Origin of the sequence: Nocardia sp. CA-135953 (genome assembly GCF_050955735.1) — a bacterium.
In the GTDB taxonomy this organism is placed as follows: domain Bacteria; phylum Actinomycetota; class Actinomycetes; order Mycobacteriales; family Mycobacteriaceae; genus Nocardia.
In genome coordinates, this window is the sequence record NZ_CP192082.1 from 5,152,465 (window position 1) to 5,176,306 (window position 23,842).

Below are 23,842 nucleotides of genomic sequence, written 5' to 3' on the forward strand. Positions count from 1 at the left end.
TCATGGTCAGGGCCGGAACCGCCATCGTCGCGGCACTGCGCGACGACGTCGACCGACTGCTGGCCGCCGAACCCGACGTCCGCGCCGACGCCTGGGATTCGGTGCACCAGATGCGGGTCGCGACGCGCAGACTGCGCAGCGTGCTGCGCTCGTACCGCATGCTCTTCGAGGCCACGCCGATCGCCGAGATGCAGGACGAACTGAAGTGGCTGGCCGACCTGCTCGGTGTTGCCCGCGATGCCGAGGTGCGGGCGGAACGGTTCGCGGCACTGCTGGCCGCACACGCGCCGCAGGATGAATTCGCCAGGCTCGCAACGGAATCAGCTGTGCCGAAGGCGGCGGGCAGCGCCTATGTGCCCGGCACCACCGAGTATGTGCGCACCGATCTGGTCGACGCGGAGCGAGACCGGTACCGAAGCGCGCATGCCGAGATCCTCGACGCCCTCGACCACCATCGCTATCACGCACTGCGCCACCGTCTTTCGGCCTGGCGCACCGACCCGCCCCTCGATGCCGACAAGTCGAAGCAGCCCGCCGCCGAAGTCTTCGAACGTATCCTGCGTAAGGACCGCAAACGCCTACAGCGAATGGTCTACGCCGAGCCCGCCGTCTCCCCCGCCGAACGCGTCGAACTGCTGCACGACATCCGCAAGGGCGCCAAACGCCTGCGCTACTCGTGCGAGGGCGCGACCGACGTACTCGGCAGTGCCGCAAAGGATCTCGGCACCGAAGCGAAACGCCTGCAAACCGTACTCGGCGATCACCGCGACGCCGTCGAATCCCGCGAAGCCATCCTGGCGCGCGCCGACCGAACCCACGCCACCGGCGTCAACGCCACCATCTACGAATTGCTCGCCGATGCGGAAGAAATCGCGGCGGGCGAAGCGCTGGCCAAATACCCCGCCGCGTCGGCGTTCGTATCGGGTTGACTCGTCATTACCGAGGCTTTTCTCGCCTCACGTCGAGAGCCTTGTTGATCAGCGCTCTCGCGGCTTCACCGGTAACCGACTGCCCGGCAAGGATATCGAACGCGCGTCCGTACAGCGCGATCTCTCGCGGCTGCGTAACTGTCAGCTCAGCAGTCACGGTTTCTATCATCACTCTGGAGTTGTCGAAGATGGTGAAGTTCGTCATCGATACCCGGTACGGCGCTTCGGTCGGAACAATGCCGAGAGCCACCCTCGGCATTCCGACAACGGCCAACAACCGGTCCAATTGACCGAACATGGCCTGATCATTGCTGACCGTGGTGTGCAACGCTTGTTCAGCTATGACGAAATGAAAACGATGGTCACGGCGATACAAGATCTGTTGCCGTTCCATCCGCTTGGATACGCCTTCGTCCACGTCGTTCGGCACTTGTTGAAATTCGACAACGCTTCGCAGAACGCCCTCGGCGTACTCTGCTGTCTGAAGTAGACCCGGTATCAGAAACGGGTGATACACCCGCATTACCCCGGTTTTCGCCTCGAGCTTGATAGCGGCTTGTTGCCTACGCTTGGTGCCGGTGCCCAGTACGCGCCGCCATTCGAGCCAGGCGACTTCGATATTCCGCAGGGTGGCTATCAGGTCGGGTATCTGGTTTTCGGTGTCTGTGTGGGTACACCAGGCCCGTATATCCTCGTCTGTGGGCTTGGTTTTGCCGTATTCGATCTTTGAGACCTTGGTTTGATGCCAACCGGCACGGTAAGCCAGCTCGGTACCGGTAAGGCCTGCATCTTGGCGAAGCTCTCGGAGCCGTGCTCCGAGAGCTTCCTTGGCCTGAGTCAGTGAACTCGTCACGACTCGCTGTACTCCGACAGCGGAACGGCAAGAGACCAGACCCGCTCTTTGACTGTTCGGATGTATTCGACTATGCGGGGATCGGTAGTGACAGCACCACCTACCCAGCGCCCGTTTTCGCCGGGCTCGAATACTGTGAATGCGACAACTGAGTCATCGAATATCCACCAATCGTCAGTCGTCAACTCATCAGTGTTGATCTGATAGCGCGGCAGATATCGCACATCTTCGCCGGCATCTACATTGAGGCGCGCAACGTGCCTCGCATACCGCGTGTAATCGTTGTGCGGCACGGTGACTACTCGTGCCCGATTGACCGCTACACCCCTGTCCGTGGTTTTCCTGACCTGGTTCAGCCAAGGCTGAAACCATTGGTAGTCCTCAGGTTCGTTGTTCAAAAACCGGACGAGTGGAGGGTAGTCAGGCGGGTAGTAGTCGTCCCTGACTTCGAGGTGGAACGCTTCACGCTCGGCCTCTCGGAACAGGACGTCGAATGCCTCACCCTGCACTAGCAGCATTGCCGTAGAACGTCCTTCCTAGCTTGGGCACTTCCACACAGGTTTCGTCAGGATAGATGTCCATCTGTGCCAGGACTTCAGCGTCCACGACCGGTGCGCCGGACAGAGTGAATGTGCCCCGGCCGGTGTCGATCATGTTGGCACCGATGAACGTGTCCGGCTCGGCGAATCCCAGTAGTAGATGTGGGATCTCGATTCGTTCCGGCGTGCCTGTCTTCCACCCCTGACAGATATAGGTGTCGCTGTCGGTGGCGTACAACGAGGGGCATCCTCCGCCCTCGGTGCCGCCTTTACCAAGGAACCTCAATCGCATAGCTTGGCCTCCGATCGAATCATGCGCATTCATTCTTGAACGCCTTCGATGATCCCTCAACTTTGGCACTTGGTGTCCTGATCAGCGAATATAAGCATGTTTGAGCATGAGCATGGCCACAGTCGATGGCGGCTTCGTAGCGTCGGTACTGGCGCTCGGGACCGGTGTCAGTCGTCCTGGGCTCGAGCTGCCTACCAACGACGAGATCAGGGGGCAACGAATGCCGCTTACCGAACCGCAAGCCAAGGTGCTTGGCATGCTCGCCGGGTTGACGCCCGCAGAAAGGTTGACTGTGCGAGAGCTTTGCAGCGCAACGGGTCTCAGACTTTCGCGGGCACGCGCCATCGTGAGCCGGTTGTCATACGACGGGCTCTTGCTCGGCACTTTCAAAACTCCGGCCGCGTATCGGATTACGGCGCACGGTCGAGCGATCATCCAGAAACCCGCATATCGGGAGTACGTGTGTCGGCATCGAGGCTCGGTAAAGGGAGCGGGTCGATGAGGCAACGACCGACGGCGATCGGGTACCTCCGGCGCGACGTGTCCGGAGTTTCACAGATGTGGGATGAGACCCAAATCCGCAGTCTTGCAAAGCGATTCGGATACGACTTAGCAAAAACCATTACCGCTGGTAGGCAGACCGAGCACCCGATCGCCAAGTTGCTGGAGACTGCGCGGCGCTTGGACGTCGACGCCGTCATCGTGCCCAGTGCCGAACACCTCGGCGGCGATGTGCCCGAACAATTGGTGAAGGTGTGCGATGTGATCACGGTGTCACCCGTGGAGACCTACGCCCGTTGGGCGGCAATCCGTTTCGTAGACGTGGATGGCGGGTGAAGCCGACGCGACGGCGTCAGATCGGATAGCCGAAGCTGATCTTGCGGGTAGTGGGGTCGGCGGCGATCAGGCGAACCTGGACTTGCTCGCCTTCCGGGGGTGCGCCGACACAGCGGCCGACTACAGGTGGGTCGGCGATGAAGACCTCGGCGGGGCGGGTGCCGTTGGCTTCGCGTACTACGACGGCTTCGAAGATCGCGCCGCTGCGTTCGGCGAGCAGGGTCGCTTCGGTGAGGTCGATGCAGGCGCGTTCCACTTTTCCCGCGATGCTGTCGCTGCGTTTCATCGACTCGGCGGTGGGGACCAGGCCATCGCGGACCCATTGCGGTACTTCGGTTCCGGCGCAGCGGGCCACGCAGATCTCGGTGGCGAAACGGTCGACGAGGCGGCGCAGCGGTGCGGTGACGTGCGCGTAGGGCGCGCCGATTGCGCTGTGCTGCAAGTTGTTCGCGGTCTGAGCGGCGCTCGCGGACTTGGCACCGACCCCAGACCCATTCACCCCAGAACCAATCACCCCGGCACCAGCCACCCCATCGAGCACCGTATATCCCGCACCGCGCAGCAGCCCGGTCGCCTCGGACATCAGCACCAACGTCGCGGGCGCATTCGGATCGAGCCCGGCAAGCATCCGACCGACGGACTGCTCCGCAGGCCAGGCGACCCCCAACGCCGCAGCGGTCCTGCGCATCGAATCGATCGCCGAAACAATGGGCGGCGGCATCGTCCGCAACAATGCGATGCGCTCACCAGCATTGGGCGCACCATCGGATCCGGTGCCGTTCAACATGATTTGCGCCGCGCACATGCCGGTCAGCAGGGAAATCTGCTCGTTCCAGTCGTCGGCGGCGGTGCGCGGTTCCACCACCAGACGCCAGTGGCCGACGGCCTTGTCGTCACGGATGACGCTCTGGGCGGGCAGGCGCAGCCCGATCGCGCCGCGTGCCAGCCCGGCCTCGATGCGCCGCTTGCCGAATTCCGGCAGGGCCGCGATCGAGGGATGCAGGCGGTTCGCGTCGGCGTCGGCCTGGACGCTCGCGTAGTCGAGTCGGGCGCGCGAGCGCACGGTGGCACGGATCACCGAGAATCGCTGCGGTTCCGCGTTCTCATCACATTCGATGGTCCAGAGGGCGGCCGGCCTGGTCTGCTCGGGCAGCAGGCTTGCGGAATTCTCCGACAGGATCGACGGGTGCAGCGGCACGGTGCCGTCGGGGAGATAGAAGGTCTGGCCGCGCGCCCCCGCTTCCTGAGCCAGCGGGCCTGCGGGGTCTACTACGGCGCCGACATCGGCGATCGCGTAATGGACGGTGAAACCGGAACAGGTGCGTTCGATATGCACCGCCTGGTCCAGATCCATGGCGCCGGGCGGGTCGATCGTGACGAATGGAAGATCGGTGCGATCGGCGCGAGTGCCCGCGAACGCGTCGATCGCGTCGCGGGCCGCCGCGGTGGCCGCGGCGGGATACGCCGAGGCCAATCCGAATTCGGATCGAATGGCACCGAAATCGACCGGCGCCGACACGATCCGCTGGTGGAGTTCCACGCTGTCGCAGTCGGTCTCTACTGCAGTGCCAACATGGTGCCGTTCAATTCATTGAGCGGGCCGTACACGGTAAAGGTCACCCGGCCACCCGGGACGCTGGTGGAAACGCCCGCGGCCGCGTCCAGCGCTTCGCCGAACGACGCCGCCGACGGATGCGGCAGACCGGCAATGGTCTGCCCGATGTGGTTCTGGTACACCCAGGCGGTGTCGGCCGGGCTGAGGTCGACCTGGACCCCACCCGCCAGCGGGGTGACCGCGACCGCCGAGGCGGATCCGGTGCCCAGCACGGCGAAAACCGATGCGGCCCCGGCGATCAGCGCACCGGCGACCAGTGAACGAACAATCCGCATAGAGTTGTGACCTGCTTCCGTGATCGAAGAATGTGATTTTCGTGGCGGACCGGCAACGGGTCTTACCAACGGCGCCTACTCTATGACGTCGCTCACGTTCTAGGCCAGTTCCAACCGAATCGCCATGCCGGACACGCCGAGCCCGGCGAGGTGACACCCCGACTGCTAGGGTTCCCCGGCGTGGCGGGATCGAGCTTTTCCCGCACATTCGCAAGTGACCTGTACGTCGACAATTGGGAGTTATCCACTGATGTCAACGATTCTTTTCGATTACCTGATGCCTCTGCTCGGTCCCGAGCAGGCGGCGTATTGGGCTCAGGTTTTCATGGTCAACCCGCTCTGACCTCACCGTCGACGATGCGGTTTTCGTCGCCTTCCGTTAACTAGACGGGAGGCGACGTTTCCCAAGTCCCGCTAGCATCCCGCTGCGTGACCAGAACTACCGCCGCTATCGCGGCCAGCTCCGCCGTGTTAGCCCTGCTCCTTGCCGGTTGCGGCGATGACAAAGACTCTTCCGCCGCTCCCGCGACGACCTCGGCGGCCAAGTCCGCGGCTGGCGAGACAATTGACAACGTCAAAGCGGGGACGTTCGTCGTCAGCTACCGCAGCGCCTTCCCCAAGCTCGCCGAGGGCAAAGACGACGTCAAGATCAGCGGCATTCTGGTCGACACCTGCAAGGACATCAAGGGCGGCAAGGGCGAGGACGAAGTCGTCCAGAACGTCATCAAGCGCACGAAGGGCACCACCGAGGCCTCCAAGGAAGAGGCCCAGGCGATCTATCAGATGGCGAAGATGCTCTGCTGAGCGAAAACCTTCAATCCTTCAGCCACGGAAAGTAATTGGGCAGGTATTTCAAGACATACCCCACGGTGATCATGAGAATGATCGCGATCACGGGAATCAGTATGGACATCGGCCCGGTTTCCTTACGTTGTGCTACCGATGTGGTGGTACGGCACGCAATAGCTGCCGTACCCGTATCGGTATACGCCTGTTGTGTTACGGGCGCGTTCCATCCTGTTCGACCGCTGGCGTGTTGCCCTGATCGAGCGCCTGTGTCGGATCGGGCGGGTTGATCTCCGGTGCGGATTCGGATGCGGTCGGGGTGGACTCAGCCGTGGTTGCCGCGGGCGGCGTGCCGCGTTCCAGGAACCGCAGCAATTCCACCGGGAACGGCAGCACCAATGTCGAATTCTTTTCCGCCGCAACCTGAACCACGGTTTCCAGCAATCGCAGTTGCAGTGCCGCCGGTGATTCCGACATCTGCGCGCCCGCCTGCGCCAACATCTTCGACGCCTGCAATTCGCCCTCGGCGGAAATCACTCGCGCCCGCCGTTCCCGCTCCGCCTCGGCCTGCCGCGACATCGAACGCTTCAACGTATCCGGAATCGAGACATCCTTGATCTCCACCCGATCGATATGGATACCCCAGGAGAGCGCTGGGCTATCGATCATGATCTCGAGCCCCTTGTTCAGCTCCTCACGATTGGACAACAGGCTGTCCAGATCGCTCTTTCCGATGATCGAACGCAAGGACGTCTGCGCCACTTGCCCGACGGCGAACAGATAGTTCTGCACTTCAACCACCGCGCACACCGGATCGATCACCCGGAAATAGACCACCGCGTCGACGCGCACCGTCACGTTGTCACGGGTGATGCCGTCCTGCGCGGGCACCGGCATGGTGACAATCTGTGTGGAGACCTTGCGCATCCGGTCGATGAACGGAATCAGCATGCGCAGTCCGGGATCTCGGGTTCCGACCACGCGGCCGAACCGGAACACCAACCCCTTCTCGTATTGGGCGACAATGCGTGCGCTCATCGCGGTGAGCACCCCGCCCGCGATCGCCCCCATCCCGAAAATCGCCCCGATAACAGAAAGAATATCCATGTCTACACCCCGTGCGAAGTGCCTGACCGCACCGAATTCCGGCTCAGCGGTCACTTCCATCATGGCACCGGCGAGCACCGGATTGCAGGGGCGGACGAGTTGGCCTGTAAGCCGGATCCTGTCCCCGGTTCACACCGGGTGACGGCCATCCATCTGGACACACCGTTGCCGGGTGCCTCGAGCGGTCCACCCGCAGGCTCGGGCGAGCAACCCTCGAACACCTGCGCAGCCGCACCGCGAACAGTGCGACCTTCGACCTTGCTCCGGGCGGGGTTTACCTAGCCGCCCCGGTCACCCGGGGCGCTGGTGCGCTCTTACCGCACCGTTTCACCCTCACCGCACGATCCCGAAGGATCGTGGGCGGTCTGTTTTCTGTGGCACTTTCCCGCGGGTCACCCCGGGTTGCCGTTAGCAACCGCCCTGCTCTGTGGAGTCCGGACTTTCCTCGGCGACGGGCGGCGGCACTCGCGTGCCCGTTCCCATCACCGCGGCCGCCCGGCCAACTCGTCCGCAGCGTTTAGCCTACTTTGATCTAGGGGTACGTTGTTGACTGGCCTGACCTGGCAACCGGTCGGGGGGCAGTAGTTCGGACCGAAACAGTACGGTGAGGTGCCATGGAACGTGTCGAGGTCAGTTTTCCCTCGGGTAGCGAGCACTGCGCTGCCTGGCTGTACCCTCCCGCCGGCATCCCCAAGCCTCGCCCACTTGTCGTGATGGGGCACGGACTCGGCGCCAACCGCGAGATGGGTCTGGATAGGTACGCACGGCGTTTCGCCGCCGCCGGGATGGGTGTGCTGGTATTCGATTACCGGCATTTCGGGGCAAGTCAGGGTGCGCCGCGTCAGCTACTACATATCGCCCGGCAGCGCGAGGACTGGCGCTCGGCCATCGCCTACGCGCGCACGCTGCGCGGCTTCGATGCGACCCGTATCGCGCTGTGGGGCACTTCTTTCGGTGGCGGCCATGTGTTGTCGGTCGCGCCCGACGACGACTACATCGCGGCTGTCGTCGCCCAGGTTCCGTTTACCAGTGGCTGGGCATCGGCCATGGCGAAGGGACCGACCAGCCTGACCAAGGTGGCCACCATCGCGGCCACCGATCTGCTCGTCGGTCCCATCCGGCGCAAGCCCGTTCGCGTTCGGTTGGCCGGGCGCAAGCGTTCCGCGGCGCTGATGAGCGCGCCGGATGCGCCGGAAGGCTATGGCAGGCTCGCCGACGAGAGCGAGACCTACGAACCGAAAGTCGCGGCCCGTGTGGCATTCTCGACACTGTTCGATTCTCCCGGCCGCCGGGCCAAGGCGTTGAAGATGCCGGTCTTCTACGCGGTGGCCGACAACGACACCATCGCACCGCCGAAGCCGACACTGCGCGCAGCCGAACGCACCAAGCACGCGATCGTAAAGCGTTATCCGGTAGGGCATTTCGATGTCTACTTCGACGATGTCTTCGAGCAGACCGTGTACGACCAGACCGAGTTCCTGGTGTCGGTGCTGCGGCCCTAGCCGCAGCGCGGACGGTATGCTGGGACGATACGGCCGGTCGGCAGGTGACCGGCGACGTCGATGGCCCCGATGCGCCGCGAAGCATCATTGTGATGGAATTCATTGTCCGCCAAGACTTCCGCTCCCTCGGGAAGGGTATTCCCGCGCGCCGGTGACGGCGGCGCGGGTGCGCACCCGCCCCGAAATTCGCCGTCAGCGCCGTCCGCGTTCGCATAGCTGTTGGAATCATCTACTCGCGGCACCGCTTTGGCCCAAGCACGGTGTCAATCTCGGCACGCTGCTTCGCACATGTGATGCGGTCGGTGCGTGCATGGCCGTGCCGCGACGGCCCTGGGTGCCCGATGCGCTCGACCACGGCAATACGCTGCGCCACCGCCAGTGCGTGCATTGGATCGATGGGCGGGTCGATCGATGGCTGCAGCGTCAGCGGGACGGGGGTTCGGCGATCGTGGGCGTAGAACTCACCGACGAATCCATTCGACTCGCCGATCTGCCCGTCGCCCGCAAACGCACTGTCGTCGTGCTCGGCCACGAGTCCACCGGGATTCCGCCGGAAGGGCTGGAACTACTGGATCTGGCCGTCGAGATCCCGATGGTCGGCACCGGACACAGTCTCAACGTGGCCGTCGCCGGATCGCTGGTGCTCTACAAACTCGCGGGGCTGTGCTGAGCCAGAGTTGTTCGGCATGCGGGCCGCGGTAGATTGCGATGGAATTCACGTCGGAAGCTGGGAGCGTGTGATGACCGATCCGTTGGCACTGGAGGCGCGGAGGCAGCAGTTGTTTCGTCGGCTGCGGGAACTGCGTGGGGAGCTGGCCGAACTCGATGCCGATTACGGTTCGTTGCAGGCCTCGGGAATATTGGTCGATACCGAAGGGATCGGGGCGCTCATCACCCCGGCATACTGCATTGCCGGGGCGCGAGAAGTCTTCGAGGAGACCATGATCGAACTCGATGCCGTCGCCGATGCGCTCGATCGCGCCGGGGTGTACACCACCCGGCTGCGCCCGGTCGTGCTCGAGTAGTAAATCTGTCGGTGCCTGCGGCTACAGTCGCCTGCCATGAACCTCGCGACCGCGACCGTCGCCGATATCGTCGACGCGATCACGCCGCTCGATGCGCTCGAGCGGCAGCACATCGAGGACACCAGGGCCTGGCTGGCCTCGACCGACGATGTGTTCCGTCGCGTGAAACCCGATACTCCCCCACAACATCTGGTCTCGTACGTGGTGCTCGTCGACCCGCGAGCCCGCAGCGTCCTGCTCGGCCGGCATCTCCTGGCCGGACTGTGGCTGCCGACCGGCGGCCACATCTCGCCGGGAGAACATCCGCTTGCCGCCGCCGGACGCGAGGCCGCCGAGGAGTTGGGCATCGATCCCGAATTCACCGTCATCGGGACCGAACCGTTGTTCCTCACCGTCACGACCACGATCGGCATCCACAGCGGACACCAGGATGTCAGCCTCTGGTACGTCATCCGCGGCGACCGCACCCGCGAATACACCTTGGACCCGGGCGAATTCGCGCAAGCACGCTGGTGGGATATCGACACCTTCGACCGCACCGACGCCGATCCACACTTCGCGCGCTTCCTCACGAAACTCGAACCGCTACTCCCCGAAAGGATTCCGAACCCTTGAACGACTACCGATCGCCCTCGTCCGGCCCTACGTACTCGATTCCGGTGACAATGTCGGGCAGGATTCTGGTCACTCGATCACCGGAACCGACCGTGCGAGCGGGCAAGAACTGTTGGTAATGCACGATTTCGTGCTGGTCGCGCACGGTGTCGGCGATACCGGTCACGATCACGCACCAGCCGAGCGAGGTCCGGTGGTCGATCGCGTCCACCTCGTACGCCACGACCTGACGATCGAGCGAACCGGTCGTCGCGGCGTCGGCATAGATGACCAAGTGGTCATCGACCAACGCATGGCTGACCGGGCGGATCGCGGGTAAGGCGTAGCGCGAGAACGCGACACGCCCGAATCCGATAGTGCCGAGCAGGTGCAGTGCGGTATCGACCGACAGTTCGCGTGACTCCCGCACACCGTCTGCTGCCATACCCCATTGTCCACCAGTTCGCGATGCGAAGCAGCCCGTATCGATCACCTCACTTCGGACAGGCGGTGATCATGTTGCCTACCAAGCAATTACACGGTACGAAGGATAGACAGGTATCGGTTTTCCGAAGGAGCCGTTCGTCGCCGCCGAAAACGGCGCACTAGAACGGCCACGTCTCCGGGGTCCCGAACGTGGCCACAAAATACGAAGCAACGACTCAGGAGGAATTTCGATGCCCGACGATGTGCGGTCGAGCTCCCGGACCGACGCCCGCGTGGGCAGCAGCCGAGGCACGTGGCGTAGGCCGCGACGATCATTCGCCCCCACCAAGGAGCTGTCCGGAACCGCCACCACTTTCGCCGATACCAGCGATCGGCTGGTGCGCCGCCTCTTCGACACCGGGCTGCGGCTGCACAAACTCCGCATGGTCTTCGATCGGCCGGATCCGAGCGCCGCCGAATTGCGGACAGCCAGCGATGCCATCGCCGCGATGCTCGACGACCTGGATGGGCTGATCCGCGAAACCGGACTCGCCATGCTGGATCTCGCCAACGAACGGGATACCGAGACGATCGAATCGCTGCGCGACCAAGCCGTACACGATGGGCGACTGACGAATCGTCGCGGACGACTACGCTGAGGCCGACGACTCAGCGCATATCGTTCCGGCCCGGCACGACCTCCAACACGGCCGGACATCCATGCGGAGTCGCGGCCTCGGCGGCAGACGTCCATGAACCGGGTATCCAGCGGGCGCTGTCGTTCTGCCGGTGCACCCGACTGACCCAGGTGCGTCGCGGCATGGGCAGCGGATGCGATGCGGCGGACATCGCAATCATGTCGCTGGAGTGCATATTTCGCCAACATACGAAACCGATCGGCAAGCCCGAAAGCATGCGCGTTGCGCGATACAGCGGTGTCGGTACACGATCGCCGGATGAGAGTGCGGCAGTTGGGTGCGGACGAATGGACGGTCGCCCAGGAAATCCGGCTCGATGCGCTGGCGGGATCACCACCGGGGACGTTTGCCTCGACATTCGAGGTGGCGTCGCGATGGGACGAGCCGCAGTGGCGGCAGTGGATGGGAACGCGGCTGCTGTTCGTCGCCGAGCACGACGGCCGGGTCGTCGGCTCGGCGGGCATCGTCACCGAGCCGGATGACAGGCCGCCGATCGTGGTGTCGGTCTGGGTCGATCCGAGCGCACGCGGCACCGGAGCCTCGGATCGACTGCTAGCCGCAACCATCGACTGGACCAGGGCAAATGGTCATGAGGAACTTCGGCTCTGGGTTGTCGAAGGCAACCTTCATGCCGAGTCCCTGTACCTGCGAACAGGTTTCGCCTTCACCGGATGCCAACAGCGGTGCGCAGCGGATGATCCTCGACTCGAAAGTGAAATGTTCCTTGCGGTGATGTCCGACATCATGCCGACGTGACCTTCCGACGGCACCGACCGTCACAACCCGGGCCGCCACACCCCACCCATCTCCAGCGCCGCGAATACCGCAACCCACACCGCGCCGATCAGCGGGAACGCGAACCCGAACCCGGTCAAATCGAGCACACCGCTCAGGCGTCGAGCATCTCGGCGCCGAGCTCCCGGTCCGGGTCCGGATCGACTGCCGCGAGCGCCGAGTCCAACTGCACCGCGACCTCGCGAACGTGCGGTTCGGTCATCATGTGCAGGTGGTCGCCGGGCACCGGGACCAGCGTGAAGCGCCGGGCCGCGTACTGCTGCCATCCGTTGTTCGCACTGTCGAACATGCTGCCGACGGCCTGGTGCGCGAAATCCACACCCGGTGGCAGGCCCTCCTCGGCGCGCAGCAGGGTGATATCGCGGTCGTAGGGTTCGAGCTGGTACTCCAGCAACGCCGTGTAGTTGGCGTAGAACACTTCGTAGAGCCGCCGGATCGCCTGCGGTGAACTGTCGGCAGGCAGAATTCCCGACCGGATCGCCTCGGCGAGCATCGCATCGAAGAGCTCCTCGGATCCGTGCACGCCGGGTTCGAAATCGACGAGCGCGGCCTGATTTCCGCGGGCGTACCACAGCAATTCGAGGAAGAACCAGCGAATGAGCTGTTCCTCGGCGATGGGTTCACGGGCCTGCTGACGCAATGCCATGGTGTCCAGCAGCGTCACACTGGCCACCTCCCACTCGGGCAGTTGCCGCGCCATCTCCAGCGCGACATTGCCACCGAAGGACCAGCCGGCCAGGTGGTAGGGACCCTCCGGATGCACACGACGCACCGCAGCCAGATAGGACTCGGCCATCCCGACGATCGTCTTCTCCGGCGTACTGCCCGCGTCCGCGCCCGCGGCCTGCAGGCCGTAGATCGCGCGATCCGGATCGAGATAGCGGGCAAGGGTCAAGTAGCACAGCACATTTCCGCCGATCGGATGCACCAGGAACAGCGGTGGCTTGTGCCCGCCGACGGTGATCGGCACCAGTGGGTCGAAGGTGCGCCCGGTATTTCCGGACCGGATCAGCGCCGCGAGTTGGGCGGCCGTCGGCGCGCCGATGAACATATCCAACGGTATTTCGGCGCCGAAGCGCCGGGACAACCCCATCACCACGCGCATGGCGCCGATGGAGGTGCCGCCCGCGGCGAAGAAATCGTCGTCGAGGCCGATGGAACGCAGACCCGCGTATTCGGCAAGTAGCTCGACTGCGGAGTGCTCGTATTCGTCCGCCGGTTCCCGTTGTGCGGTATCCGATTCCGGTGCGGATTCGATGATCGAGCGCAATGCGCCGTCGTCGCGTTTGCCGCTGGGAGTGCGGGGCAGTTCGTCGAGGAAGACGAATCGCGACGGCACCATATGCGCGGGCAGTACGCCGCGTAGATCGTGGCGCAATCCCGCCAGATCGGTCTGCTCGGGGTCGCCGACCAGGAAGGCGATCAGCGCACCGTCGATGCCGCCGAACCCCCGTGCCACCACGGCCGCCTCGGTGATGGCCGGATACTTCTCGACCAGTCCGAGGATGCACAGCTCCACCTCGGCGGGCTCCACCCGGAAACCGCGGATCTTCACCTGACTGTCACTGCGGCCGAGGCAGACGAGATCACCGGAGGCCAGCCGCACGCCGAGATCGCCCGTGCGATAGAGGATTCCGCCGCCATGGGTGGCCACGAACCGCTGTGCGGTCAGTGCCGCCCGACCCTGGTAACCGCGAGCGAGGGACCGGCCGCCGAGGTAGATCTCACCGATCACACCATCGGTCACCGGACGCAGTGCGCTGTCGAGCAATTCGACGGTATCGCCGTCGACCGGGCGTCCGATCGGCGGCAGCGCCGGGTAGTCGTCGGGCGAGCCCGCAAGGGTGAATACCGTCGCGACGTGGGATTCCGTTGGGCCGTACTGGTTTTCCAGCAATAGACCCGGCACCACTTTGCACAGCGCGCGGATCTCGTCGGTGATGCGCAATTGCTCACCGGAGGACGCGAGCACCTTGAGGTCGACCGGGAACTTGCGCCGCGCGACAACGGCCTCCGCGAAGGCCTGCAGTGCGACATAGGGCAGGAACAGCCGCTCGATACCTTCACTGACCACGGTATTGAGCAATTCCTGGACATTGGCGCGCAGGTCCGCCGAACTCACCCGCAGCGTGGACCCTGCGGCTAGGGTCGTGAAGATCTCCTGGAACGACACGTCGAAGCTCAACGGCGCCAACTGCAGTGTGCTGGCCAGATTCATGCCCGATGGGCTGCGGTTCTGCCAGTCCACCAGCGTGCTCAGGCCGCGGTGCGGCATGGCGACACCCTTGGGCTCGCCGGTGGAGCCGGAGGTGAACAGCACGTAGGCGAGTGCGTCGGGCGAAAGGTAGTCCGGGACAGCGAACTCTGTGCCACTGTCGGCCGTCGGATCGAACACCTCCGCCGTGTCCAGCACCAGTCGAACATTGTCGATGATTTCGGCATAGGCGGCGTCGGCGATCACCCGGTGCGGGCGGGCGCGGTCGATCATGAGATTCAGCCGGGCCCGCGGGTAGCTGACATCGAGCGGGACGCAGGCCGCGCCCATTCGCATGAGTGCCAGCACCAACAGCACCAATTCCGGGCGACGGCTCATCAGGATGCCGATCCGGTCGCCGGGTTCGACCCCCAGACCGTGCAGCCATCGGGCGAGTCGTTCGCTGCGTTCTATCAGTTCGTCGTAGGTGAGGCTGGATTCGTCGCCCTGAACAGCGATGGCGTGCGGATTGAGCGCGGCCGCGTCGGCGACGAGTGCGCCGACATCGCGCGCGGTCGCCGGACCGGTGCCGCGGTCGATCGCCGCATCCGGATCCGCCACGATCGCCGCCAGCATGCGCAGCTGAGTCACCGCGACGGTCTCGCACTGGTCCTTGGTCAGCGTGTGATCACCGTTGACCCGCACCCACATTCGGCCGTCGCGCGGATCATGGGCCACGGTCACCAGCAGCTGGAAATTGGTGTCCTCGCGAACGTCGAAGTCGCGCAGGGTGACTCGGTCCGTACCGAGGATCGGTGCGAAGACATGGTAGTTGATGAAGTTGAATGCCGTCTCGAACGCCGGCCCGCCATCGGCGAGGATCGACCGCAGTGGATAGCGTCGGTGCGGGTAGGCGTCACGATCCCGACGCACAATCTGGGCTACGGCCGCACGCCAGGTGGTGGCGGTATCGTCCAGCCGCATCGGCAGCGTGTTCAGGAACAGGCCCGCGACGCTCTCCGCACCCGCCCGATCCGGTCGGCCGTGGCTGACCACACCGGTGGTGATATCGGCGCGGCCGGTCACCGTACGCAGGGTCAGGCAGTGCGCCGCCAGATAGACCACCTTCTCCGGCACCTGATGTCGGGCCGCGAAGGCGGTGATCCGCTCGGCGAGCCGACGCGGCACCAGGGCGGCCGCCTGCGGGGCCGCCACACCCGCACCCTCGTGGACACCGAGGGCGGTCAGCGCGGTCGGCTCGGCTCCGGCCAGCGCCTCGCGCCAGAACTCGCGGGCCGAGTCATCGTGCGCCGCGGCGATTTCGGATTGGGCGTACTCGGCGAGGACAGTGGCCGCATGCGGCGTGTCATCGATTCCGGTTTCGATCAGTCCCAGCTTGTTCAGGTAGTCGACCAGCAGCTCGAGCACCGAGGTCGCGACACTCCATCCGTCGAGGATGGCGTGGTGGAAGCTGAGCACCAGGTCGACGGTCTGCAGGGTGCCCTCGGACGGCCGGAGGAATACCCGGACGGCATGCAGCGGTGCCCGTGCGAGGTCGTACCGGGCGCGCCTGCGTTCCTGCGTGTAGTCCTCGACATCCTGATCGGCCAGCACCGGATCGAGATCGGTGACATCGACAATGTCCATCTCGTACTCGATTGCGGTATGCACGACCTGCAGCGGGACCGAATACCTGCTCAGCTCGAACGAGGAGCGCAGTGCGGGCTGACGACGCACCAGCCGGTCGAACGCGGCGCGGAATTGCGCCGCGTCCCACGGCATTTCGAACCGGTAGCGGAATACGTCCTTGTAGGTAACCGAATCCGTGCGCTCGATGCTGTGGAAGAGCATGCCGAGCTGCAGCGCGGTGGCCGGGAAGGCGTCCTCGGCCTGATGCAGTGCGGCGCGGTCGATCAGCGGCACGGTCGCCAATGGATCGGCGATGCGAATCCGGTTGCCGTCCGGACCATCCGAGACTATCTGAGCCAATTCGGCGATGGTCGGATGCGCGTAGAAGGCATCCACATCGAAGAACAGTCCGGCGCGTTCGGCTGAAGTCCGTACCGATAGCGCGAGTATGGAGTCGCCGCCGTGGGTAAAGAAGTTGTCGTGTACACCAATGGAGTCGATACCGAGCACGGTCCGCCAGACCTGTGCCAGCTCGGCCTCGACCGGTGTCCGCGGTTCGATCGGCACGCCGACGAACTCCGCATGCTCCGAAACCGCCGCCGCCCGTGCCAGCGCCTTGCGATCGGTCTTGCCGTTGGGCGTCAACGGAATCCGGTCGACGCCCAGCAGCCGGGTCGGAATCATGTAGCGGGGCAGGCGAAGCGCGATCTGTTCGGCGATCTCGTCACCGGTGACGGCATCGCCGACAAAGTATCCGATCAGATGCAGTCCATGTGTTTCGGACTGCTCGTCGACGACGACCGCGGCGCGCACACCCGCACAACCCAGGATGGCGTTCTGCACCTCGCCGAGGGTGATCCGGTTACCGCGGATCTTGACCTGATCATCGAATCGGCCCAGGTACTCCAGGGTGCCGTCGGCCAGCCAGCGCGCCAGGTCACCGGTGCGGTAGCGGCGACGGCCGGGCACGGTCAGATCGTCGACGAATGCGGCCGCGGTCAGCTCGGGGCGGCCGCGGTAGCCGCGCGCGAGGCCGACTCCGGCGATATTGAGCTCGCCGGGAACGCCGATGGGCATGCGACGACCGGATTCGTCGAGCACCAGCAGGTCGGTATTGTCGATCGGACGGCCGATCGGCACCAGATCCAGCGAATCGCTTTGCGGGCAATCGAAATACGAGACGTCCACGGTGGCCTCGGTGGGACCGTAGAGGTTCACCAACTGCGGTGGTCGCTGAGCGACCGTGGCGAAGGCGGCGTGGAAGCGGCGGACCAGCGCGGGCGGCAGCGCCTCACCACTGCAGAACACCCGGCGCAGGCCCGCGATGCGCGGCACGATCGTGCGATCGGCCTCCAGCTCGTCGACGAAGGCCGGCAGCATGGACGGCACGAAGTGCACGACGGTCACCGCATTCGCCTCGATGGCCTCCGCGATGCGGCGCGGATCGCGCTCGCCGCCGACCTCGAGCAGCGCGACCTTGGCGCCGGTGATGGCCCACCAGAACAACTCCCACACCGAAACGTCGAAGGTGACGGGCGTCTTCTGCAGGATCACGTCATCGGCGAACAGTGGGTAGCGGCGCTGCATCCAGGTCAGCCGGTTGACCACCGAGCGATGCTCGACCATCACGCCCTTGGGCACACCGGTGGAGCCCGAGGTGTAGATGAGATAGCTCAAATCATGTGGATGCGAGACGTTTTCGACGGAGCCGGGCGCGATGTCGGCCACCGTGACAGGGGTGATGCCGAGGTCGTGATAGACCCGCGCATGCCCGCTTCCAGCGACCACGAACCGCGCCGCACAGTCCGCGAGAACCGTTTCGATACGCGCCGCCGGGTAGTCCGGATCGAGCGGGACGTACGCGCATCCGGCACGCAGGATGCCGAGCACCGCGATGAGCATGTCGGTCGAACGGGGCAGCACAACCGGAATGCACTCGTTGCCGGTGGCACCGAGCTCATGCAGCCTGGCCGCGAAACCGTCGACCAGACCGGACAATCGGGCGTAGGTCAGTTCGCGGGAGTCGGCGGATACGACCGCCACCCGGTCCGGATGGTCGGCGGCCTTTTCGGTGAAGAGCCGATCAATAGTGGTGTAGGGGAATTCGACACGCGGACCGGCCTCCAACGCCGCGACTTCGGCACTCGCCCGCGCCGAAAGCAACGGCAGCGCACCCACCGGAGTCTGCGGATTCGCCAGCGACGCGGTGACCATTTCGCCGACGCTGCGCAGCGCCGATTCGATCGGGAAGCTCGCGTCGAAAATGTCTTTGTCGTAGAACAACTGGAGGCTGAACGAGCCGTCCCGCCCATTTTCGGCAGTGACGATGGTGAGCGCGTTGGTCACCGAACCCGGATTGTGCACCGTCCATTTCGAGATCAGCTCGTGGACGTAATCGGCATCCGGCAGCTTCGTGTGGGAGAAGGCGACGTCGTACAGCGGGGGCGCGGCCGGATCCGGATTCAGCGCGCGGGTCAGCTCGCCGTACGGGAGGCGCTGATGCTTCTTGAGCTTCCGGATCTGCTGGGTCACCTGCTCGGCGATCCGCAAGAGCGACACGTCGCGATCGACGCGCACCGGCAGCGGAACGACATTGGCGCGGTGGCCCTGCGTGCGATAGGTCTCCGCCGAGTGCCGGTTCAGCATCGGGACGCCGATCACCACCTGATCGGTGCGGTGGATCGTCGCGAGATACGAAGCCAGCGCGGCGGTCAGATAGGCGAAGACGGTGACACCGGTGGCGCGGACACGATCGAGGTACTCCCCCGAGATCATCGTGTTGTAGTGTCCGCGGGCGATTCTCGGCGAGTTGGTCCGGTTGGGGAACAGGGCGGGTTCGACGCCGTCGAGGGCGGCGAGCAGACCATCGCGGTCCGCCGTGTACTGCTCGGAGGTCCGGTACGCCTCGTCGTCCTCGATGATCCGCCGATAGGTGGCAACGGAACGGTCGGTGTGCTCGTTGGCGGGCTCGGGCACCGCAAGCTGTTCGAGCGGGACGTCTTTCATCTTGTAGCTGGTATCCAGCGTGGCGATGACCGTATTCATGCCGTAGCCGTCGGCCAGCGCGTGATGGAACGACATGAACAGGAAGAACCGGTCCGGCCGGTCCACCACCGCGGCCAGCCGCGCGGGCCGATGCGGGCGCTCCGGCGCGCCGACCTCGTGCCACAGCCACTCCTGGGCCGCGGCCTCGGGGTCCGGTGCTCCGGTCAGATCGACGACCTCGACCGGCGGAATGTCATTCGAAATCCATTGGCGGAATTCGCCGTTCTCGAATACGAAGCGCAGTCGCAATGCGTCATCGCTCATCAGGGCGCGCTGCCAGCACGCCTGCAACCGCTCGATATCCAGCGGCTCATCCATGCGCAGGCTATAGGTCTGCTGCGCAACGGGTTCCGGCGCCAGCCGGAATGCCAGGCCGAGTACGTCGCGCTGATATGCGCTGACCGGCCATGCTTCGATCGGCCTTTCGGGATTTGCGCTGGTTTCCGACGTCACAGTCACTCCTATCGCGACAGTCGCGGCACAGACCGTGCGCGAACTGTCCAGGACCCACCCCTGACGACGCCGAAACGCATAGCCGTTACCACTTGTATCCAGTTTTCAGATAGCGCGTACTACCGGCATCGACATAGCTGCCGGGATTCGCCCTCGTTGATGGGTGTGCGAGCCCTGTCAGATCACCGACAGCAGCGCGCGCACACTCTCATCGGCAAGACGTTCGGCACGCTCACGCGACACCGCGGGCTCGACATAGCCGATGTTCAACGACAACTCGCCGTGCGTGGCATTGGCGGTGGCCATGATGAAGCCGCTCACCGACATGCCCGAGACGAATTGCGCGCCCGAGAGCTGCCACGCGCCGATCTTGTCCGGGAACGCGTAGCGCCCCAGATATGTCATACACAGGTGACCTGGACCGCGGGTGTCCATGAGCTTGACCGTGGGTGCACTGGCGGCCACCGATTTCGGTGCGGCGACCTTCATCAGGCTCAATGCCGCGAGATGGTCGCGACGGTCCATTCTTGCGCCGTACTCGCGCTCGATCTCGCCGGCGATCTGCCACAGCGAGGACCACGGCGCGTACTTCGCCGGGGTCGCGATCATGCCCTGGTAGGTCCCGACCTCGGTATCGGCGACCGCGCCGTCGAGGTGGCCGCGGAAGTTCACCGAACTGCCGACGGTGTACCAGGATTCGGTGTAGGTACCCGACTCGCGGGCCGCCGCGATGAGCAGCGCCGCCGAGAGTGCGGCCTGCAGGCCGACGCCTGCGCGCGCACAGCCCGCGGACAATGCGTCGAGTCGATCGGCATCCAGGCTGCGGTGCACGACCCTACTGCGTCGCCGCGACGGCGGTGCGAGTTCGGTCGGTTCGAGTCGGCGCGGCCGCTTCAGCTGCGACTTCTGGTCGCGCAGCAGCGATCCCACGGTGCGACCGAAGCCCCTGGCGCCCTGGAACTGTGCCGGGAACAGTTCCTCCGGACCCGGCCGGACCGGTGCGGGCTCGAGATCGACGCCATCGCCCGCGGCGACCTGCAGCACCTGCTTGGCCACCGACATCGCGCTCTCGCCGTCGGCGATCGCATAGTGCAGCGTGACGATCAGATCGCTGGTCTCACCGGTCGCATCCGTGATGAGCACGGCGCGCGCGAGCGGACCGGAGTGCCAGTCGAAGGGTTCGCGCAACTCGACCTCGTCGACCTCGGTCAACCAGGCATCCGGCTCGGCGGATTCGACCACACGCAGCGGAATCGGCGTGGGCACCGGCACGAAACGCGGTGCGGTGCCATCGGCTTCGGCCGCCACGGCGACACCGAGCAGCGGATGTCGGTGCTGTACTTCATCGAGACCGGTGCGCACCTGCTCGGCGGTAATGGAGCCGTGCACCCGCACCCGGCCCAGAATATGCAGCGGCGCAAGCTGATCCGCGATCCAGTGCCAGCGCTCCACTGGGGACAGCTGGCGCGGCAGCCGCGCGGTCGGTCCCTCCAGCGGCGGGAACGACATCGGCTTGCCCAATTCGCGCAGGAAGAATTCGGTAGGTGCGTACCGGAAGTAGGTGTCGCGCACCTTCACCAGCTTGGGGTCGGTCGTCTGCTCGATCTTGCCGAGCGACCACGAGCCGTTGACGAACATGGCGGTGCGCTCGGCACGCACCTGCTCGTAACGGCGCAGGCCCGCAACAGGATCCAGCGAGGACTTCAGTGTGTGGGCGAGCACGACCGCGTCCTCGATGGCCGAGTTGGCGCCCTGGCCCAGGCTGGGCAGCATGGGATGTGCGGCATCACCGAGCAGGGTGACCCGGCCGCGGCCCCAGCCGTCCAGCGGCGGACGGTCCTGGCAGGGCACGGCGAGCACATCGGCCCATTCGGTCTGATCGATGCAAGCGCGCACCTCCGGCGCCCAGTCGGCATAGAGCCGCCGCAGATCTTCCTTGGTGCCCTGCCAGTCGGCGGCCTCGTCGCCCGGCATCGTCATGGTGCCCCACCAGTACACCCGGCCGTGGCCGATGTCGTGGATGCCGAAACGCATTCCGGTGCCCCAATAGTGGGCGGAGTAGCCGCGCGGCACGGCGGGATGTTCGAACGGGATGCAGGCCAACCAGGCGACGAAATTGCCGGGGCGCGGTTCGGCACGGCCGTGCAATTGGGCGCGCACCACGGAGTGGATGCCGTCGGCGCCGATCAGCAGATCGCCCTCGGCGATGCGGCCGTCGGCGAATTCGACGCGCACGTGATCACCGTCATCGATGAACCGAGTCGCTTGTGCGCCAACATGAGTCGGGGTGTCGCCGATCGCGCGCAGCAGGATCGCGTGCAGATCCTTGCGGTGCAGGGCGACGCTCGACGCGCCGAGCCGGTCGTCCTGGCGGTGCACCGGAAGCACTCGGATGGGCGTGCCGTCCGGGTTGTTGAAGCGGAAGGTCTCGACCTTGCCACCGCGCTCGAACAGTTCCTCCTCGATGCCGAGGCCGATCGCGCGCACCGCCTTGATCCCATTGACCTGCACCGAAAGTCCGAATCCCTGGCCACGCAGCTCGGGAGCGGCCTCGTAGAGTTCGACCGCGAAGCCCGCCTGTCGCAATGCGGCGGCGGTGGTGAGCCCTCCGATCCCCGCACCGAGCACGATAACCTTGATCGGACTACTCATTCGAACCTGCGCTTCCATCGAATCATTCGACCGCACAGGACTACTTCATCGTTCGAAGCGACCACCGAGCAACGCTGCTCGTCAGCTCTCATCCCCCCGAGTAGCACTGTTCGAAGACCTTCGTTGTCCCCGACCAGACAGGCGGGGCGGGATGCCTGTGCCTGACCGATCCGAAGCCTACCGCTATTACCGTGTCTGAAACGTTACCGTGTGAGATTCAACCCAAACGGGTCGTTTCGAGAGGCCGAATCCATTGCGATGCGCCATAATTCACGGTTCGCGAAAAGATTCGGGTTCGGTCCGATGCCCAACTTCCTCAGAGGTAGGAGGTGTCGTTGACCAACCGAACCGACGAACCGCCGTCCGGATAGAACTCCGCGATCGATAGCGACGCCAGGTCCAAGTGCAGGCGATACAGCAGCGACGGACCGACGCCGAGCGCCAACTGCAGCAACGTCTTGATGGGGGTCACATGGCTGACCACCACGATGTTCTGGCCGGGATACAGGGCGAGCAGATCGCGCCGCGCCGCCTCGACTCGTTCGCGCACCTGGTCGAAACTCTCGCCGTTCGGCGCCGGAGTCGAGGGATCACCGAGCCAGCGGGCGTGTAGTTGCGGATCGCGTTGTGCCGCTTCCTGGAAGGTGAGACCCTCCCAGTCGCCGAAGTCGGTTTCGGTGAGGCCGTCGAGGACGCGCACCGGGATATCGAGTGCGGTCGCGGCGGCTTCGGCGGTCTCGCGGGCCCGGCCGAGCGGGGAGGTGACCACGGCGGCGATGCCACCCTTCGCGGCGAGCATTTTCGCGGCGCGGGCGGCCTGTTCACGGCCGAGGTCGGTAAGGGGCGGGTTGCCGCGGCCGGAGTAACGGCGCTGTATCGAGAGGGCCGTTTGGCCGTGGCGCAGCAGGAGCAACCGAGTCGGGCGGCCCGTCGCGCCGGTCCAGGCGGGCGGGTTTTCGGCGGCTCGGGTATTCGATGCGGTCGACTGCGCATCCCGGGCCGCATCGATCCGACTCGGCAAGTGCTCTTCGACGCCGCGCGCGGAGTTCTGCGGCTCGTCGGTCCAGCCGAGCAGCTGTTCTTCGGCCTCGCGCACCTCTTCCGCCAGGGTGGCGGCGGCCGCGCCCGCGTCGAGCAACTGCCGCTCGGCGGCGTGCACCTCGCCGATCAGCGTGGCGTCATCCATCGCCTCGTTCGCCAGCCGGTCGGCATGGGAGTTCTCGGCGCGCGGAATCCAGGTGAACGTCACACTGTCGAAGCCGGCGACGAGCCTGCGTGCCCGGTCGGCCAGCGGAATCATGGACGCGTGCTTGACCTTCCAGCGCCCGGACATCTGCTCGACCACCAGCTTGGAATCCATCCGCACCGACACCAGGCGCGCGCCCAACTCCGCCGCCGCCTCCAAACCCGCGATGAGCCCACGGTATTCGGCGACATTATTGGTGGTGATACCGACGTATTCCCTGCGCTCGGCGAGAATGCGGATGTGATCGGCACCGAAGACGACCGCGCCGTAACCAGCCGGCCCCGGATTGCCCCGGGAACCGCCATCGGCCTCGACGATCACCTCGTGCTCGGTCATTGTTTCCCTCGTCC

General features: G+C 65.0%; 19 protein-coding genes and 1 other RNA gene. 9 read left to right on the top strand and 11 right to left on the bottom strand.

The features are described 5' to 3' along the window. Window positions 1–2 precede the first annotated feature (2 nt). A complete protein-coding gene (locus ACQPXH_RS23645; protein ID WP_433598689.1) occupies window positions 3–929 on the top strand; it encodes a CHAD domain-containing protein in 927 nt (308 codons plus the stop codon). A gap of 7 nt (window positions 930–936) precedes the next feature. On the opposite strand, the gene ACQPXH_RS23650 is transcribed toward ACQPXH_RS23645, so the two are convergent. Genes ACQPXH_RS23650 through ACQPXH_RS23660 form a run of 3 tightly spaced genes read right to left on the bottom strand, consistent with a single transcriptional unit; the run spans window position 937 to window position 2,559 of the window. Continuing rightward, window positions 937–1,782 carry a helix-turn-helix domain-containing protein gene (locus tag ACQPXH_RS23650; RefSeq protein WP_433598690.1) on the bottom strand — a complete coding sequence of 282 codons (846 nt, stop codon included), beginning with the start codon at window positions 1,780–1,782 and terminating at the stop codon, window positions 937–939. Continuing rightward, a complete protein-coding gene (locus ACQPXH_RS23655) occupies window positions 1,779–2,300 on the bottom strand; it encodes a DUF6879 family protein (RefSeq protein WP_433598691.1) in 522 nt (173 codons plus the stop codon). The genes ACQPXH_RS23650 and ACQPXH_RS23655 overlap by 4 nt, the downstream gene beginning before the upstream one ends. Continuing rightward, window positions 2,281–2,559 (bottom strand): hypothetical protein, encoded by a 279-nt coding sequence (locus ACQPXH_RS23660; protein ID WP_433598692.1) that lies wholly within the window; start codon window positions 2,557–2,559, stop codon window positions 2,281–2,283. The genes ACQPXH_RS23655 and ACQPXH_RS23660 overlap by 20 nt, the downstream gene beginning before the upstream one ends. 612 nt (window positions 2,560–3,171) lie before the next feature. Here ACQPXH_RS23660 and ACQPXH_RS23665 point away from each other — a divergent pair. Continuing rightward, window positions 3,172–3,450 carry a hypothetical protein gene (locus ACQPXH_RS23665; RefSeq protein ID WP_433598693.1) on the top strand — a complete coding sequence of 93 codons (279 nt, stop codon included), beginning with the start codon at window positions 3,172–3,174 and terminating at the stop codon, window positions 3,448–3,450. Window positions 3,451–3,466: 16 nt separating this feature from the next. Here the strand turns inward: ACQPXH_RS23665 and ACQPXH_RS23670 are convergent, their stop codons facing one another. After that, complete coding sequence (locus ACQPXH_RS23670; protein WP_433598694.1) at window positions 3,467–4,990, bottom strand: RNB domain-containing ribonuclease; 1,524 nt, start codon at window positions 4,988–4,990, stop codon at window positions 3,467–3,469. A gap of 17 nt (window positions 4,991–5,007) precedes the next feature. Then, on the bottom strand, window positions 5,008–5,340 hold the full coding sequence (locus tag ACQPXH_RS23675) for a hypothetical protein (protein ID WP_433598695.1): 333 nt from the start codon (window positions 5,338–5,340) through the stop codon (window positions 5,008–5,010). Between the two features lie 429 nt (window positions 5,341–5,769). Here ACQPXH_RS23675 and ACQPXH_RS23680 point away from each other — a divergent pair, with 429 nt between their 5' ends. After that, window positions 5,770–6,144, top strand: a complete 375-nt coding sequence (locus ACQPXH_RS23680) for a hypothetical protein (RefSeq protein WP_433598696.1) — start codon at window positions 5,770–5,772, stop codon at window positions 6,142–6,144. A 195-nt stretch (window positions 6,145–6,339) separates the two neighbouring features. Here ACQPXH_RS23680 and ACQPXH_RS23685 read toward each other — a convergent pair whose 3' ends face one another. Next, window positions 6,340–7,197, bottom strand: a complete 858-nt coding sequence (locus ACQPXH_RS23685) for a slipin family protein (protein WP_433603561.1) — start codon at window positions 7,195–7,197, stop codon at window positions 6,340–6,342. A gap of 127 nt (window positions 7,198–7,324) precedes the next feature. Next, window positions 7,325–7,740, bottom strand: an RNA gene (rnpB, locus tag ACQPXH_RS23690) — RNase P RNA component class A. A gap of 107 nt (window positions 7,741–7,847) precedes the next feature. On the opposite strand from rnpB, the gene ACQPXH_RS23695 reads away from it, so the two are divergent. From ACQPXH_RS23695 to ACQPXH_RS23710, 4 genes are all read left to right on the top strand, one after another. After that, a complete protein-coding gene (locus tag ACQPXH_RS23695) occupies window positions 7,848–8,735 on the top strand; it encodes an alpha/beta hydrolase (RefSeq protein WP_063040385.1) in 888 nt (295 codons plus the stop codon). Between the two features lie 16 nt (window positions 8,736–8,751). Next, window positions 8,752–9,405, top strand: coding sequence for a TrmH family RNA methyltransferase (locus ACQPXH_RS23700; RefSeq protein WP_433598697.1), 654 nt, complete (start codon window positions 8,752–8,754; stop codon window positions 9,403–9,405). Between the two features lie 70 nt (window positions 9,406–9,475). Continuing rightward, window positions 9,476–9,760 (top strand): hypothetical protein, encoded by a 285-nt coding sequence (locus tag ACQPXH_RS23705; RefSeq protein WP_433598698.1) that lies wholly within the window; start codon window positions 9,476–9,478, stop codon window positions 9,758–9,760. A 36-nt stretch (window positions 9,761–9,796) separates the two neighbouring features. Continuing rightward, on the top strand, window positions 9,797–10,375 hold the full coding sequence (locus ACQPXH_RS23710) for an NUDIX domain-containing protein (protein ID WP_433598699.1): 579 nt from the start codon (window positions 9,797–9,799) through the stop codon (window positions 10,373–10,375). A 4-nt stretch (window positions 10,376–10,379) separates the two neighbouring features. Here the strand turns inward: ACQPXH_RS23710 and ACQPXH_RS23715 are convergent, their stop codons facing one another. Beyond that, window positions 10,380–10,799: a pyridoxamine 5'-phosphate oxidase family protein gene (locus ACQPXH_RS23715; RefSeq protein WP_433598700.1), complete on the bottom strand. Its 420-nt coding sequence runs from the start codon at window positions 10,797–10,799 to the stop codon at window positions 10,380–10,382. 232 nt (window positions 10,800–11,031) lie between these two features. Between ACQPXH_RS23715 and ACQPXH_RS23720 the strand changes: the two genes are divergently transcribed. Together ACQPXH_RS23720 and ACQPXH_RS23725 are read left to right on the top strand one after the other, a co-directional pair. Beyond that, window positions 11,032–11,439, top strand: coding sequence for a hypothetical protein (locus ACQPXH_RS23720; RefSeq protein WP_433598701.1), 408 nt, complete (start codon window positions 11,032–11,034; stop codon window positions 11,437–11,439). Between the two features lie 297 nt (window positions 11,440–11,736). Beyond that, a complete protein-coding gene (locus ACQPXH_RS23725) occupies window positions 11,737–12,234 on the top strand; it encodes an N-acetyltransferase family protein (protein ID WP_433598702.1) in 498 nt (165 codons plus the stop codon). A 133-nt stretch (window positions 12,235–12,367) separates the two neighbouring features. Here ACQPXH_RS23725 and ACQPXH_RS23730 read toward each other — a convergent pair whose 3' ends face one another. From ACQPXH_RS23730 to ACQPXH_RS23740, 3 genes are all read right to left on the bottom strand, one after another. Next, window positions 12,368–19,594 (bottom strand): amino acid adenylation domain-containing protein, encoded by a 7,227-nt coding sequence (locus tag ACQPXH_RS23730; protein ID WP_433598703.1) that lies wholly within the window; start codon window positions 19,592–19,594, stop codon window positions 12,368–12,370. 177 nt (window positions 19,595–19,771) lie between these two features. Then, entirely contained in the window at window positions 19,772–22,246 is a 2,475-nt protein-coding gene (locus ACQPXH_RS23735; protein WP_433598704.1) for an FAD-dependent monooxygenase, read from the bottom strand. 316 nt (window positions 22,247–22,562) lie between these two features. Beyond that, window positions 22,563–23,828 (bottom strand): bifunctional RNase H/acid phosphatase, encoded by a 1,266-nt coding sequence (locus tag ACQPXH_RS23740; protein ID WP_433598705.1) that lies wholly within the window; start codon window positions 23,826–23,828, stop codon window positions 22,563–22,565. Window positions 23,829–23,842 lie beyond the last annotated feature (14 nt).